The 13,948-nt window shown below is 67.5% G+C and carries 13 protein-coding genes and 1 tRNA gene; 5 read left to right on the top strand and 9 right to left on the bottom strand.

Annotated features, from left to right (window positions below; genetic code table 11):
- Positions 1 to 323 precede the first annotated feature (323 nt).
- The gene (locus tag VHB27_RS07785) at positions 324 to 1,229 is read right to left on the bottom strand and encodes a cyclase family protein (protein ID WP_325598933.1); all 906 of its coding nucleotides are present in this window, start codon (positions 1,227 to 1,229) and stop codon (positions 324 to 326) included.
- An 89-nt stretch (positions 1,230 to 1,318) separates the two neighbouring features.
- Here VHB27_RS07785 and VHB27_RS07780 point away from each other — a divergent pair, with 89 nt between their 5' ends.
- From VHB27_RS07780 to VHB27_RS07765, 4 genes are all read left to right on the top strand, one after another.
- The gene (locus VHB27_RS07780; RefSeq protein WP_325598931.1) at positions 1,319 to 2,329 is read left to right on the top strand and encodes a TRAP transporter substrate-binding protein; all 1,011 of its coding nucleotides are present in this window, start codon (positions 1,319 to 1,321) and stop codon (positions 2,327 to 2,329) included.
- A 4-nt stretch (positions 2,330 to 2,333) separates the two neighbouring features.
- A complete protein-coding gene (locus VHB27_RS07775; protein ID WP_325598929.1) occupies positions 2,334 to 2,840 on the top strand; it encodes a TRAP transporter small permease in 507 nt (168 codons plus the stop codon).
- A gap of 5 nt (positions 2,841 to 2,845) precedes the next feature.
- Positions 2,846 to 4,129 (top strand): TRAP transporter large permease, encoded by a 1,284-nt coding sequence (locus tag VHB27_RS07770; RefSeq protein WP_325598928.1) that lies wholly within the window; start codon positions 2,846 to 2,848, stop codon positions 4,127 to 4,129.
- A gap of 197 nt (positions 4,130 to 4,326) precedes the next feature.
- On the top strand, positions 4,327 to 4,830 hold the full coding sequence (locus VHB27_RS07765) for a YbjN domain-containing protein (protein WP_325598926.1): 504 nt from the start codon (positions 4,327 to 4,329) through the stop codon (positions 4,828 to 4,830).
- Positions 4,831 to 5,126: 296 nt separating this feature from the next.
- Here the strand turns inward: VHB27_RS07765 and hpf are convergent, their stop codons facing one another.
- The 8 genes from hpf to VHB27_RS07725 form a co-directional block, all read right to left on the bottom strand.
- On the bottom strand, positions 5,127 to 5,705 hold the full coding sequence (gene hpf, locus VHB27_RS07760) for a ribosome hibernation-promoting factor, HPF/YfiA family (RefSeq protein WP_325598922.1): 579 nt from the start codon (positions 5,703 to 5,705) through the stop codon (positions 5,127 to 5,129).
- A 110-nt stretch (positions 5,706 to 5,815) separates the two neighbouring features.
- Positions 5,816 to 7,315: an RNA polymerase factor sigma-54 gene (gene rpoN / locus VHB27_RS07755; protein WP_325598920.1), complete on the bottom strand. Its 1,500-nt coding sequence runs from the start codon at positions 7,313 to 7,315 to the stop codon at positions 5,816 to 5,818.
- A 550-nt stretch (positions 7,316 to 7,865) separates the two neighbouring features.
- On the bottom strand, positions 7,866 to 8,696 hold the full coding sequence (gene lptB, locus VHB27_RS07750) for an LPS export ABC transporter ATP-binding protein (protein WP_325598918.1): 831 nt from the start codon (positions 8,694 to 8,696) through the stop codon (positions 7,866 to 7,868).
- Entirely contained in the window at positions 8,693 to 9,883 is a 1,191-nt protein-coding gene (locus VHB27_RS07745; RefSeq protein WP_325598916.1) for an LptA/OstA family protein, read from the bottom strand. The genes lptB and VHB27_RS07745 overlap by 4 nt, the downstream gene beginning before the upstream one ends.
- Positions 9,883 to 10,647, bottom strand: a complete 765-nt coding sequence (gene lptC, locus VHB27_RS07740; protein WP_325598914.1) for an LPS export ABC transporter periplasmic protein LptC — start codon at positions 10,645 to 10,647, stop codon at positions 9,883 to 9,885. The genes VHB27_RS07745 and lptC overlap by 1 nt, the downstream gene beginning before the upstream one ends.
- On the bottom strand, positions 10,644 to 11,639 hold the full coding sequence (locus tag VHB27_RS07735) for a KpsF/GutQ family sugar-phosphate isomerase (protein WP_325598912.1): 996 nt from the start codon (positions 11,637 to 11,639) through the stop codon (positions 10,644 to 10,646). Before VHB27_RS07735 ends, lptC begins: the two co-directional genes overlap by 4 nt.
- A gap of 245 nt (positions 11,640 to 11,884) precedes the next feature.
- Entirely contained in the window at positions 11,885 to 12,538 is a 654-nt protein-coding gene (locus tag VHB27_RS07730) for a ribonuclease D (RefSeq protein WP_325598910.1), read from the bottom strand.
- A 337-nt stretch (positions 12,539 to 12,875) separates the two neighbouring features.
- Positions 12,876 to 12,962, bottom strand: a tRNA-Leu gene (locus VHB27_RS07725).
- Between the two features lie 188 nt (positions 12,963 to 13,150).
- On the opposite strand from VHB27_RS07725, the gene VHB27_RS07720 reads away from it, so the two are divergent.
- Positions 13,151 to 13,948, top strand: a 798-nt coding sequence (locus VHB27_RS07720) for a complex I NDUFA9 subunit family protein (protein ID WP_325598908.1), incomplete at its 3' end; no start/stop codon positions are given.

Here is a 13,948-nt window from a genome sequence, read left to right as displayed (position 1 = left end):
GGGTTCCGGGAGATCGCGATGCGGGAGCCGGGGCGGTGCGTGGTGGTCGACGCATCAGGCGACGCGGCGGCCGTGCATGAGCGCGTGGTTTCGGTCGTAACGGAACGGCTTTCCGCGGGGTGAGGTCCGTGCCGCGGCCTGGTTTTCCGGGGGGCTTGGTCCGGCGGTCGAGGTGGTTGATGGGAAGGAAATTTGACACAGATCGGCACGGATGCGCGCATCCGTGCCGATCTGTGTTGAAATATAACCCTCAACCAGAAAAACGCCCAGACCCTGTCCCCGTTCAAGACCGCCTCACACCCACCACGACACCCGAAGTGGTTTCAAACGATCACGACCGGCCTCACCGGCGCCCCTGTCGCGCCGCGGATCTTCGTCGCCAGCAGGATGAAGCACCCGGCACACACCCGGTTCGCGGCCAGTTCCTCCAGAGCCAGGTTCTCGATCAGGTAGACCCCGCACTCCGCCAGCGCGTATTGGTGCACCGGCATCAGCAGCCCCTTGTCCGGGTTCGGCAGCACCTCGACCGCCATGTTGTCGGCGCCGATCGCGACGATCCCCCGGTCGATCAGCCATTTCGCCGCCGGCACGTCGAGGCCGGGCTCGCCTTCCAGGTAGCGCGCGTTGTCCGCGCCGAAGTAACGGCCCCAGCCGGTGCGGATCAGCGCGATGTCGCCGGGTTCCACCGCGAAGCCGCCGGCTTCGGCGGCGCGTTCCAGGTGGTCGATCGTCACCGTCTGCCCCGGCTGCATATGCGCCCCGCCGGTCGCGCCGGCCACGTCGAACAGCACGCCGCGGGTGATCATCGGCGGCGCGTGCTCGATCCCCAGCCGGTCCAGCCCCCAGTCCGTCACCACGTCGGCCGCCTTGTTGCCGTTGTAGAGCATGTCGCCTTTCGAGAAATGCCCCAGCGCGTCGATATGCGTGCCGACATGGGCCGTCATCTCGATGCGTTCCAGGTTGGTGCCGGCGTCGTTGGTCGCGCCCAGCTTGCGGCGCCTGGCGATTGTGTGCCGCCAGGAGCCGAAGATGGACATCAGGAAGGGGGTCTGGTTCGGCGCCATGAACGGCGCGCCCATATAGATGTCATGGCTGACGTCGAAGACGCGGCCTGACTTGACGGACGCCAAGGCAGCCAGCCGCTTCTCGACCGTCAGCAGGTTGCCCGCGCCGACCTGGTCGGCCGGTCCCCATTTCGCCTGCCCCCATTGGGCATGATCATGTCTCATGCACGAAGCTCCGTTTCTCCCATGGACACAGCGTGGCATTGCTGTAGCTTACCCCGCAATAACGAACGAACTTCGGGGGAAACACCACTATGCGTTTCGTCACGTCTCGTCGGGGCCTGGTCCGGGCCTCGGGCGGTCTTGCGGCCATTCTGGCGACCGGCAAGGCGCCCGCGTTCGCGCAGGCCAAGCCGGTCAAGATGGACATCGCCTCGGCCACCGCGGTCCCGGATTCCGGGGCCGTCGCGCTCGACTGGATGGCCAAGGCGCTGAACGAGCGCAGCAAGGGCGAGCTTGACGTCACCTTCCACGGCGCGACGCTGCTGACCAAGGAAATCGACATCATGAACGCCGTGAAGTCCGGCAACGTCGCCATCGGCAATGCCGCCGGCGCGACCGCGACGGTGTTCCCCGAGATGGGGGCGTTCCTCGTCGGCTACCTGATCACCAGCTACGACCAGGCCTATTCGATCCTGAACGGCAAGACCGGGGACGATCTCAACAAGCAGTTCGAGCAGAAATACGGCGTCCGCGTGCTGTATTACTTCGATTACGGGTTCCGCCATTTCTGGAACTCCCGCCACCAGATCGCCACGCCGCACGACCTGCGCGGCCTCAAGATCCGCGTGCAGCCGGCCAAGGTCTTCGCCGACACGATCAACGACCTGGGCGGCATCGCCGTGCCGCTGGGCTGGGCCGAGGTGATCACCGCCGCCCAGCAGGGCGTCATCGACGGCGCCGACCTGCCGGTCGTCAACATGGTGCCGGACAAGGCCTATGAGGTCTCGAAATACTATTCGCTGACCGCGCACAACTACGCGTCCTCGATCATCGGCATCAACGCCAGGATCTTCAACGGCCTGACCCCGGCGATGCAGAAGCTGATGCTGGATACGGCGCAGGAAGCGCAGGCGATGGTGCGCCACATCACCGAGACCGCCGACACGCTGGACAACGCCAAGAAGGAACTCGAGTCGAAGGGCATGCAGGTCGTCATGCCCGACCGGGCGCCGTTCATCGCACTGGCGAAGAAGAAGCTGTGGCCGCAATACGAAAAGCAGTACAGCGGCCTGTGGGAACAGATCGTCGCTACCAAGGCCTGAGCCGATGCGCTTCGTGCTGATGCTGCCGAGGATCATCCTCGGCAGTCTTGTCCTGTTCGCCATCGGGGTCATGCTCTACGGCGTGCTGATGCGCTACGTGGTCCTGCCGGTGACCGACTGGCTGAACCTCGATCCCCCCGACTTCTTCTGGGTGGAGGAAGTGGGCGAGATGGCGCTGGCCTGGCTTACGCTGCTGGGCGCGGCGATCGCGGTGAAGGAGCGGAGTCATTTCGCCCTCAGCCTGTTCGTGCATCGCCTGCCGCGCGGGGGACAGGCGGTGGTGCATGTCGCGCACAACCTGATCATCGCCGCGTTCGGCGGGCTGACGGCGTGGCTGGGCTACCAGCTTGTGCTGCTGAACATCACGCTGACCACGCCGGCGCTGGAGATCAACATGGGCTGGCTTTACGGCTGCGCCGTCGCGGGCGGCATCCTGATGCTGCTCTATGCCCTGGACGCGGCGCGCCGCCCGCACGATCCCGACCACAGCTTCGCCGACGTGCGGGAGTAGGCGCCGTGATCCTCCTCCTGACCCTGGTGACGTTCGTCATCCTCCTGGTGCTGTCGCTGCCCATCGTCTTCGCGCTGGGCGCGTCGGCGGTGGTGGGGCTGCTCGCCTCCGGCCTGCCGCTGCAGCAGCTTGGCTCCACCCTGGTCACCGCGTCCCAGAACTGGGTGCTGCTGGCGATCCCGTCCTTCGTCTTCGCCGGCTCCCTGATGGAGCGGGCGGGGATGTCGACCTCCCTGGTCGAACTGGCGCGCGCGATGGTGGGCTGGCTGCGCGGGGGCCTGGGCATGTCGGTGATCGTCGTGTCCTATTTCTTCTCCGATATCTGCGGGTCCAAGATGGCCGAGGTCTCGGCGCTGGGATCGGCGCTGATGCCGTCCCTGAAGAAGGCCGGCTACAGGCCCGAGGACGGCGCGTCGCTGATCGCCGCCGGCACGGCCATGGGCATGCTGGTGCCGCCGGCGATCTTCATGATCGTCATCAGCGAGGTGACCAACCAGTCGGCGGTCGCGCTGTTCCTGGCCGGCTTCATCCCCGCCGGCATCATCGGCGCCTGCCTGTGCCTCGTGGTGCTGGCGCAGGCGCACATCCTGGGTTGGCCGCGCGACACCCGCGCCAGCCTGAGCCGCCTGCTGCTCGCGCTGAAGAACGCCGCCGTGCCGCTGGTGATCCCGTTCGTCATCCTGGGCGGGTTCTACATGGGCGCCTTCACCGCGACCGAGGCCGGGGCGATCGTCGCGTTGTATGCCTTCATCGCGGCCAAGTTCTATTACCGCAACGTCAGTTGGAGCGAGGTCTTCGAGCTTTCCTACCAGGCCGGCGTGCTGACCGGCGTCGTCATCTACCTGCTCGCCGTCGCCACGATTTTCCAATACCTGCTGGGCATCTCCGGCGCGCCCGAGTTCTTCGGCCACCTGCTGGCGCCGCTGGAAGGGGAGCGCTGGCTGTTCCTGACCGGAGTCGCGGTCATGACGCTGCTGTTCGGCATGGTGCTGGAAGGGTTGCCCGCCGCGGTCGTGCTGATCCCGGTCGTCTTCCCGATCGCCACCAAGATCGGCGTCCATCCGGTGCATTTCGACATCGTCCAGACCGCGGCGGTCGGCATCGGCCTGTTCACGCCGCCGTTGGGAGTCGGGTTGCTGATGGCGCTCCGATTCGCGGATATCTCCGTCGGACAGCATGTCAGGGCGTATGTGCCGTATCTACTGGCGTTGCTCGCCGGGTTGATGTTGATCATCTGCGTTCCCGAATTCTCGCTGTTTCTGCCGAGAAGCGCGGGCCTGATCCGCTGATCTTTGCGTGGATGCAGTCACGCCATCGGGAAACTTGACGGAAAGCCGGGGCTTAGGCCTTGCGGGCGGCGCAAACCCGTGAATAGGGTGGAAACCGTTGGTCAACTCCGGTCGAATCGGCACCCCCAAGACCCGGGTCACCGTTCCAGCCGGAGGAGATGGCCACGCTCGGCCTTCCTTCGGACGGGAGACCCCGCATGTCGGCATCGCTGGCTTCGTCTTACGAGCCCTCCGCAAATCCCCTTGATGTCATGGAGCAAATCGTCACAGCGAATGAATGGGAATTCGACCGCCGCAGCGACACGGAAATGGCGGCGGAAGCGCCCGGCCAATGGTGCGATTACGGCCTGTTCTTCAACTGGTCGCACGATATCAGCGTCATGCACTTCACCTGCGCCTTCGACTTGAAGGTGCCGGAAAAGCAGCGCTCCGCCCTCTATGAATTGCTGGCAATGGCGAACGAGCAGCTTTGGCTCGGCCATTTCGGGCTGGAGAGCGACGACGGCATGCCCGTCTTCCGCCATGCCATCCTGCTGCGCGGGACCTCCGGCGCATCGGTGGAAAGCCTCGAAGACCTCGTGGACATCGCCCTGACCGAATGCGAACGCTTCTATCCCGCGTTCCAGTTCGTGCTGTGGGGCGGGAAATCGCCGGCCGACGCCCTGGCGGCGGCGATGCTGGAGTGCGCCGGGGAGGCGTAGCCCAGCCGAGCGTCAGACCCCGGCAAGCCAGTCGCCCGGTCGACTGGTCGTCGCGGCCCCGTTCACGTGGTCGTCATGGCTCGCTTCAACTGGTGGTCATGGCCCGACGTGACCGGGTCATCCGGCGCTTTGCCGGAGGAAGATGGCCCGGTCAAACCGGGTCATAACGGGCCTTGCTGCGGGACGATGGCCCGGCCAGGCCGGGCCATGACGAGCCTTGCTGCGGGAAGATCGTTCGGCCAGGCCGGGCCATGACGGGTCGGCCGGTCTCGGGGGAGACCGGCCGAAACTCGTCGTCAGTCGCCCGGATCGATCCAGCCGATATGCCCGTCGGACCGCCGATACACGACGTTCAGCACGCCCGAGGTGCTGTTGCGGAACATCATCACCGGCTGGTCCGCGAGGTCCATGCGCATGACCGCCTCGCCGACCGTCAGGATCGCGATCTCGGTCTGGTTCTCGGCGATGACCGTCGCATAGGCGTCGTCGATCCCGCGCTCCCCGTCCTCGCCGCCGTTCGTTTCCTGCCGCAGGATGTATTGCCGCGCCGCCTCGGGCCGAGCGCGGTTGGCGAGGTCGCGGTGGTGGTCGTTGACCCGGCGGCGATAGCGCCGCAGGCGTTTGGCGATATGTTCGGCGGCGTCGTCGAAGGCGGAATTGGCGTCGGCGGCCTCACCCTCGCCGCGCAGTTGCAGGCCGCGGCCCGCATGCATGTTGATGTCGCACGTGAAGAAGCTGCGCGCTCGGCTGAAGGTCACGCGAGCGTCGATGGCATGATCGAAATACTTGCCGGCGATCGTGCCAAGGTGGTCCGAAACACGCTCCCGCAATGCGTCGGATAGATCCACCTGCTTCCCGGAAACCGTGATTTCCATCGTCCTCTCCCAACGTTCCCGCCGCGATTGCGCACCGGTCGTGCGGCGGTTCAGTCATGTGCGCCCGGATAGTTGGGCATGAGACGGGAGGCGGTGTCTACTCCGTAGTATTACGCTGGGACGGCCTTCTCCCGCCGACGCTGGACAGAGTTGGGAATCCGCAGGGCTTCACGATATTTGGCGACGGTTCGGCGTGCGATTTCAATACCTTCCCCACGCAGTGCGGCAACGATGGCATCGTCGGACAGGATGTCCGCCGGCGGCTCGCCGTCGATCAGGCCGCGGATGCGGTGACGCACGGCCTCGGCGCTGTGGGCGTCGCCGCCATTGGTGCCGTGGATGGCGGTCGTGAAGAAATATTTCAGCTCGAACGTGCCGCGCGGGGTGGCGATGTATTTGTTCGCGGTGACGCGGCTGACGGTGCTTTCGTGCAGTTCCACCGCCTCGGCGATGTCGCGCAGGATCAGCGGCCGCAGATAGGCGACGCCATGGCGCAGGAACGGGTCCTGCTGGCGGATGATCTCGGTCGCCACCTTCAGGATGGTCTGGGCGCGCTGCTGCAGCGACCGCACCAGCCAGTTGGCGTTGGCGAGGCGCTCGCTCAGGAAGGTCTTGTCCTCTTTCTTCGCCTTGGGCGCGATCGTCGCGTAGAAGCGTTCGTTCACCAGGACGCGCGGCATGGTGTCCGGGTTCAGCTCGATGATCCAGGTCCCGTCCGGCAACTGGCGCATCAGCAGGTCCGGCACCACCACCCGCGCCGGCGCGCTGTCGAAGGACGCGCCCGGCTTGGGGTCGAGCGCTCGGATCTCGGCGATCATGTCCGCCAGGTCCTCGGCGTCGACGCCGCACAGCGTCATCAGCCGCCGGGAGTCGCGTCGCGCCAGGAGATCGAGGTTGTCGAGCAGCGTCTGCATCGCGGGATCGAGCCGGTCGCGTTCGGCGAGTTGCGCCATCAGGCATTCCCGCAGGTCGCGTGCGAACAGGCCGACCGGATCGAAGCGCATCATCGCGTGGCGGACCTTCTCGATCCGCGCGAGCGGCAGGTTCATGGCGCCGGCGATCGCCTGGGGGTCGGCGGTCAGCCGGCCGGCGGGGCAGAGCAGGGCGATCAGGTGCGCCCCGATCATCCGGTCCACCGGGTCGCCGAAGCTCAGGCGCAACTGCTCGCCCAAGTGCTCGCGCAGGGACCGTTCTTCATCGGCGAGCGCGTCGATCCCCCGGTCGTCGGACTCGAAGCTGTGGCTGCCGCCGGCGCCGTCCATCCGGCCCATCAGCGGCGCGCCGTCGCTGATGCTGCCGGCGTCGTAGGAGTTGGCGTGATCCGTGTCCAGCGGCGCGGCGATGTCCGAAGGCAGGCTGTCGCCGTTCACGGCGTCGGCCGCGTCGACCGGGGTTTCGGTGCGGGGGGCGATCTGGTCGATGGCGGCCCGCTCGCCGATCGGCGCGTCGGCCGTGTCGCGTTCCAGCAGCGGGTTCCGTTCCAGCTCCTCATCGACGAAGGCGTTGACCTCGACGTTGGAGAACTGGAGCAGCTTGATGGCCTGACGCAGTTGGGGCGTCATGACCAAGGTCTGGGTTTGCCGCAGATCGAGACGCGGAGCGATCGCCATGGGCGCGATTATCGTTCGCTCCCGACGCCGGTCAACGACTATTCCGGGTTTGTTATGCAAAAACCGTGCTAGTTTGCGTATGGCGCCGGGGATCATATGCGTCTGCGTGTATCCAGCGAGGAAAACTCACGCGCAGGCTGTGGTTCCAACCGGCGCTGATCCCGACTTTTTGCCGCTCGTGGCCCGGTTCGGGGGGAGCTATCGCGTGCCTCGGAAGAGCGGGATGGCCCGGTCAGGTCGGGTGGGCGTTAAGCCGGTGGGCGTTAAGCCAGTGGGCATTAAGCCAGTGGGCATTAAGATAGGGCGGCACAGGCGTCCGGGTCCGGCCATCCGTGGCTGTCGCGATATCGACAGGTTGAGGCGCGGGTGACCGGGGCAAGCCCGGTCATGACGCAAGGTCCGGGGCACAAAGGTCGGAGGCCTGCGCCCTTCTCGGCGCACTTCCTTCGATCCGTCGCCGATCTCCCCGCGTGTCCGCACAGCCTCCTTCGCCCGCGATGACGGGGCGGGGCAGACGCCGGGCAGCATGGATTGCCTGATTATCGGGACGTCAGAGGCTGAATTTCTCGCCGAGATAGACCCGGCGCACATCTTCGTGTGCCACGACCTCCTGCGGCACGCCCTGCATCAGCACCTCGCCGTCATGCATGATGTAGGCACGGTCGATGATATCCAGCGTTTCGCGGACATTGTGGTCGGTGATCAGCACGCCGATGCCGCGGTCCTTCAGGTGCTTCACCAGGTCGCGGATCTCGCCGACCGCGATCGGGTCGATGCCGGCCAGGGGCTCGTCCAGCAGGATGTAGTACGGCTGGGTCGCCAGCGCGCGGGCGATCTCGACGCGCCGCCGCTCGCCGCCCGACAGCGCCAGGGCCGGCGTCCGGCGGAGATGGCCGATGCCGAACTCCGCCAGCAGTTCGTCCAGCATCAGCCGGCGGGTCGCAGGGTCGGGTTCCACGACCTCCAGCGCGGCCATGATGTTCTGTTCGACGTTCAGGCCGCGGAAGACGCTGGCCTCCTGCGGCAGGTAGCCGATCCCCAGCCGAGCGCGCCGATACATCGGCAGGCGGGTGATATCGGTGCCGTCCAGGCTGATCTGCCCCGTGTCGGGCCGCACCAGGCCGACGATCATATAGAACGTGGTGGTCTTGCCGGCACCGTTCGGGCCCAGCAGGCCGACGGCTTCGCCCCGCTGCAGCGTGACCGAGACGTTCCGCACCACCGGCCGGCCCTTGTAGGTCTTGCCGACGCCGCGCGCGGTCAGCCCCTCGTCGGCGGGCGCCGGGCCGGGGTTCTTCGCGGCAGCCGGCTTGCGGTCGGGCGCCGTGCCGTCCGGTTCGCGAACTGCTTCCAAGGCCTGCGGGCCGCCGAACACGTTCATGGCGCCTTGCCCGCGCCGGCCGCCGGTTTCCGGCCGTTGGCCCCAATGGTAGCACCGGTGGCAGTCCCAGTGGCAGTCCCAGTGGCCGCACTCGTGGAGGCACGGGCGGGCGGCGCGCCCAGCGTCGCCGTCGGGTCGTTCGTCAGGCCCTTGTTGGTCGGATCGTTCGGCACGATCAGGCCCGCGACCCGGCCCGAATGCGGCGAGAGCAGGGTGGCGATGCCCGTCTTCATGTTCACGTCGGCCTCGGCTCCGTTCAGCTGGTTCTGGCCGCGGTTGATCTGCACGTTGCCGGCCAGACGGGCCATGCCGCTATCCGGCACGTACACGCCCCGGTCGCCGGTCACGGTGTCGGTCGGCGTCCGGATCGAAACATGGCCGAAAGCCTCGACCCGTTGCAACCGCCCCGATTGGGCCAGCGGATCGGTGGATGGCTGTCCCGGGGCCTGTTTCGATGCCTGGCCGGCCGGCGCGGAGACGGGCGTCACCTGACCGTTGGGAGGCGGGTTGTCGGTCGTATAGGCAACCAGCGTGTCGGCCGCCACGCGCTTGGCGTCGCTCGTCACCACGACCGCGTTGCCGCGCGCCACGGCCATGTGCTTCTGCGGCCAGTATTCCAGGTCGTCGCGCGCGGTGATGACGTCGTTGGGCGTGGTCAGCTTCAGGTTGCGGCCGGTCATCACCAGCACGCCCTGGTCCAGGTCGTAGACCGCCTTGTCCCCCACCGCCTGGTCGGTCTGGGTGAAGATACGGACGTTGCCGTCGGCCTGCAGCCGGTAGATCTCGTTGCTGTCGGCGGTCGGGTCGCCGACCAGGCCGTCGGACGAGGCGGGGCGCTGCACGGACGCCGGGGTCGCCGCCCCGCCGGCGCCGCCGCCCTCGGACGCGCTTCCGCCAGGCGCCGCTTTCTTGCGATACCACGCGGTCAGGCGGTCCGCCGTCACGGTGACGTTGCCGCGCTTGGCCACGGCGTCGCCGCGCGCGATCACCTCGTGGTCCGCCTGCCGCCATTCGATCCCGTCCTGCGCGGTGACCGCGATCGGGCCGCCATGCGTCAGGTCGAGCTGCTGCGCCGACGCGGGCCGCGCGGCCCCTGTCAGGCCCGCCGCCACGCCCCCGATACCCAGGGCCGCCAGCACCGCCAGGCGCGGCAGGATCGGGCGCCGAGACCGGGACGCGTCGGCCATCAGTTGGAACCGTTGAGCAGGACGCGCGCCGGGCCGGGGAAGTCGATGGACGTGCCCTTGTCCATCACCGTGAATCCCTTGGCGTCCAGCGTCCCGAACGGGCCTTCGACATGCACCGGGTCGTTGCCCGCTGCGGCGCCCGCCTTGATGTCGATCGTGGCGCTGTGCGTGTGCATCGTGGTGCCGTCGTCGCGATAGAGCGTCACGTCGTTCACCAGGTCGAGTTGGTTCAGGTGCTGCAGGAACGTGCCGTTCTTGGCCGTCAGCATCAGCCAGGCGCCGTTCTCCAGCGTGATGTCGCCCTTCGGCATCGTCAGGCCGACGCGTTCGGGGTCGATCTGCCAGGCGGTGGCGGCGGTCAGCGTATAGGGACGGCCCTTCTCGTCCACGCCGTTGTAGCGTGCGTCCACCAGGCTGCCGCCCTCGACCTCGCCGGAGACATGGGCCATCGACAGGCGCGTCGCGTTGCTGACCTGCTGGATTTCGGGCCAGAGCGCGATCGAGGCCAGAAGGACGGCCGCGATCGCCGGCAGGACCCATTTCGCCACCGCGATCGCCAGGCGTCGCCGCGCCAGGCGGCCGGGCGGCGGCGGTACCCGGCCACGCAGGCCGAAGCCGCCGCGCAGGTAGCCGCCGACTTGCCCGGCGGACTCCTCCAGCGAACCCCGCAGCGTCTCTCTCTTGGACCCGCCCGCCGGACCCTTGCTCAGCGATCCGGCGAAGTCGGGCTGCCGTCGGCCGGCTGAAAGCGGCACGTGGTTCATGACAGCCCCGCCCGCAGAAGGTCGTGGATATGGAGCACGCCCACGGGCCGCCCTTCGGTGTCCACCACGAACAGGGTCGTGACCGGGCGCGGATGGGCGTTCATCGCGTGCAATGCTTCCTCCGCCAAGGCCTCGGCGTCGATGGTCCGAGGCGTGGGGGTCATCACCTCACGCACCGCCCGCCCCAGCAGGTCCGGACCCATCGCGCGGCGCAGGTCGCCGTCGGTGATGATCCCGACCAGCAGCCCCGCCGCGTCGATAACGCCCAGGCAACCGAAGCGTTTTTCCGTCATCCGCACCAGCGCGGCATCCATGCGCGTTTCGGGGGTCGCCAGCGGCATGTCGTCCCCGCCATGCATCAGGTCCCTGACACGGCGCAGCCGGGCGCCGAGCCGGCCGCCGGGATGGATCCGGCGGAAATCGGTGGCGGTGAAGCCGCGGCGGGTCAGCAGCGCCACCGCGATCGCGTCGCCCAGGCCAAGCTGCATCGTCGTCGAGGTGGTCGGCGCCAGGCCCATCGGACAGGCCTCCGGCGCGCGGGGCAGCACCAGCGCGACATCGGCGGCGCGTGCCAGGGTCGAGTCGGCCCGCCCGGTGATCGCCACCAGCGTCAGGCCGAAACGGCGCGTATGGGCCACCAGGTCGGCCAGCTCCGCCGTTTCCCCGGAATTGGACAGCGCCAGCACCGCGTCGCCGGGAACGATCATGCCCAGGTCGCCGTGCGAGGCCTCGGCGGGATGGACGAACAGCGACGGCGTCCCGACGGACGCCAGGGTGGCGGCGATTTTGCGCGCGATATGGCCGGACTTCCCCATGCCCGTGACGACGACGCGCCCGGACGCCCGCGCCAGGCAATCCACCGCGTCGGTGAACCGCTCGCCCAGGCTGGTGGCAAGCGACAGCAGCCCGGCCGCCTCCGCGCTGAGGACATCGCGGGCGACCTGCAGGTCGGATGTCAGGTCAGCGCTGGTCGGTGACGAAGCTCTACGCAAGATCGATGCGTCTTCCAAAAATTGACTCTTGTTCTATGGGCTGGGCAGGAAGGCCGGGTCAACCACCGGACCATATCAAAGAGTTACTTCCAGTAATACACCGTGATCGGACTCTTACCAGACTCCGCTCGGATTCCCCCAGGGGGTAATCATCGGGGTAATCACTGGGGTAATCATCGGGGTATGGTTGGGGTGTCGCAGGGCATCAATGCGGGCATCAACAAATGCGGGCATCAACAGGGGCGCTAATGCGCGAAAATGTCCGGTTCCGTGTAGCCCAGCAGGTCCAGCCGCGCCCGGGTGGGCAGGAACGCATAGCAGTCCAGCGCGAGGGCCAACCGGTCCTCGCGGATCAGCAGCGCTTCCAGCTTCGCCCACAAAGCATGCAGGTACAGCACGTCGGAGGCGGCATACGCCATCTGCTCCGCCGTCAGTTCGCCCGCGCCCCAGTCGGAGCTTTGCTGCTGCTTCGACAACTCGACGCCCAGCAGTTCCTTGCAGAGATCCTTCAGGCCGTGGCGGTCGGTGAAGGTGCGGACCAGCCGCGCGGCGATCTTGGTGCATTTGACCGGCGCGACGGTGATGTCCAGGTAATGCTGCAGCACGGCGACGTCGAAGCGGGCGAAGTGCATCAGCTTCACCGTGCCGGGATCCGCCAGCAGCCGCTTGAGGTTCGGGCAATCGTAGCCGCGGCCGCCCAGCCGTGGCGGCACGAGTTGCACCAGGTGGGCATGGCCGTCCCCGCCCGAGAGCTGCACGAGGCACAGCCGATCGCGGTGCGGGTTGAGCCCCATCGTCTCGGTGTCGACGGCGACGACAGGTCCGAGGACAAGGTCCTGCGGCAGGTCGCCGCGATACAGGTGGATAGTGCCGTTCGGCATGAATTGCGTGATGCTCATGGTCAGGTGGTGCTCGGAAACCGAGCGCCGTGTTCGGGAAATCGCGTGGGTCGGCTGACCGGACAGCCTCGCGGGAGCTTTGACACAAAACCCGGCGGCCAACAATGGACGCGGGACTGATCGGCCTGAGTGCCCCCATCTCCTCTCGTCTCAAACTGCAGCACGCCAGCGAGATCGAGGGAAATCTGTGCATATCCGTGCGCATCTGCGCTTATCTGTGTTGAAAGACCTGGTTCGCGGCCGCCGGCTGATCGACCAGAGACCATGATGCCGGTCCGGAATGCCCGACTGCCGCGGCCGCTCCGGATAGCTGATTCGCCAACGGGATGAGTTTGATTGGTGCCCAGAAGAAGACTCGAACTTCCACGACCTTGCGGCCACAGGTACCTGAAACCTGCGCGTCTACCAATTCCGCCATCTGGGCAACCGGATGTCCGCGTCGACCGCGTCCATCGGTAGGGCGCGCGATGTAGCCCCCCGCCGCGCCCTCGTCAACCGCCGTTTCGGACCGGGACGCGATTTCTTCGCGCCTCGTGGGCGCCTTGCAGCCATGCAATCTTGAGGCAGGACGCGCCGCGGCGTATCAGACGCGCGGGCAAGGAGGGCCGGAATATGGCGACGCGGCACGTTGCAACGGTGTTTGGCGGGTCGGGCTTCATCGGCCGCTATGTGGTCAAGCGGCTGGCCCACCAGGGCTATGTCGTGCGCGTGGCCGTGCGCGACCCCGAGGCGGCGTTGTTCCTCAAGCCGATGGGCGCCGTCGGGCAGGTGGTGCCGCTCTACGCCTCGGTGACCAACGAAGGCACGGTGCATCGCGCGATCGAGGGCGCCGACATCGTGGTCAACATGGTCGGCATCCTGGCCGAATCCCGCGGCGCCACGTTCCAGGCGGTGCATGCCGAAGGGGCCGAACGGATCGCGCGCCTGTCCGCCGCCGGCGGCGTCCGGCGGCTGGTCCAGATGTCGGCCATCGGCGCGCACCCGGCGAGCCCCAGCCGGTACGGCAAGACGAAAGGGGCCGGGGAGCAGGCCGTATCCGCCGCGTTCCCCAACGCCACGATCCTGCGCCCGTCGCTGGTCTTCGGCCTGGAGGACCGCTTCTTCAACCGTTTCGCCGAAATCGCCCGGATGCTGCCCTTCATGCCGGTGATCTCGGGCGGCACGCGGATGCAGCCGGTCTATGTCTGCGACGTCGCGGACGCCGTGATGGCCGCGCTGACGCGGACGGACGCGCAAGGACGGGTGTATGAGCTGGGCGGCCCGCGGGTCTGGACGTTCCGCGAGATCCTCGCCTTCGTCCTGGAGCAGACGCACCGCCACCGGCGGCTGGTGAACATCCCCGCCGGCCTCGCGCACCTGCAGGCGAGCCTGCTGCAGCACCTGCCGGGCGCGCCGCTGACGCCGGACCAG

The organism is Rhodopila sp. (assembly GCF_035548235.1).
Classification (GTDB): Bacteria; Pseudomonadota; Alphaproteobacteria; order Acetobacterales; family Acetobacteraceae; genus Rhodopila.
This window is presented reverse-complemented; position numbering and strand designations above follow the sequence as displayed.

Coding starts and splice junctions, on each gene's coding strand:
- VHB27_RS07785 (WP_325598933.1), bottom strand. CDS start 1,229: ATGAGACATGATCATGCCCAATGGGGGCAGGCGAAATGGGGACCGGCC.
- VHB27_RS07780 (WP_325598931.1), top strand. CDS start 1,319: ATGCGTTTCGTCACGTCTCGTCGGGGCCTGGTCCGGGCCTCGGGCGGT.
- VHB27_RS07775 (WP_325598929.1), top strand. CDS start 2,334: ATGCGCTTCGTGCTGATGCTGCCGAGGATCATCCTCGGCAGTCTTGTC.
- VHB27_RS07765 (WP_325598926.1), top strand. CDS start 4,327: ATGTCGGCATCGCTGGCTTCGTCTTACGAGCCCTCCGCAAATCCCCTT.
- hpf (WP_325598922.1), bottom strand. CDS start 5,705: ATGGAAATCACGGTTTCCGGGAAGCAGGTGGATCTATCCGACGCATTG.
- rpoN (WP_325598920.1), bottom strand. CDS start 7,315: ATGGCGATCGCTCCGCGTCTCGATCTGCGGCAAACCCAGACCTTGGTC.
- lptB (WP_325598918.1), bottom strand. CDS start 8,696: ATGAACGTGTTCGGCGGCCCGCAGGCCTTGGAAGCAGTTCGCGAACCG.
- VHB27_RS07745 (WP_325598916.1), bottom strand. CDS start 9,883: ATGGCCGACGCGTCCCGGTCTCGGCGCCCGATCCTGCCGCGCCTGGCG.
- lptC (WP_325598914.1), bottom strand. CDS start 10,647: ATGAACCACGTGCCGCTTTCAGCCGGCCGACGGCAGCCCGACTTCGCC.
- VHB27_RS07730 (WP_325598910.1), bottom strand. CDS start 12,538: ATGAGCATCACGCAATTCATGCCGAACGGCACTATCCACCTGTATCGC.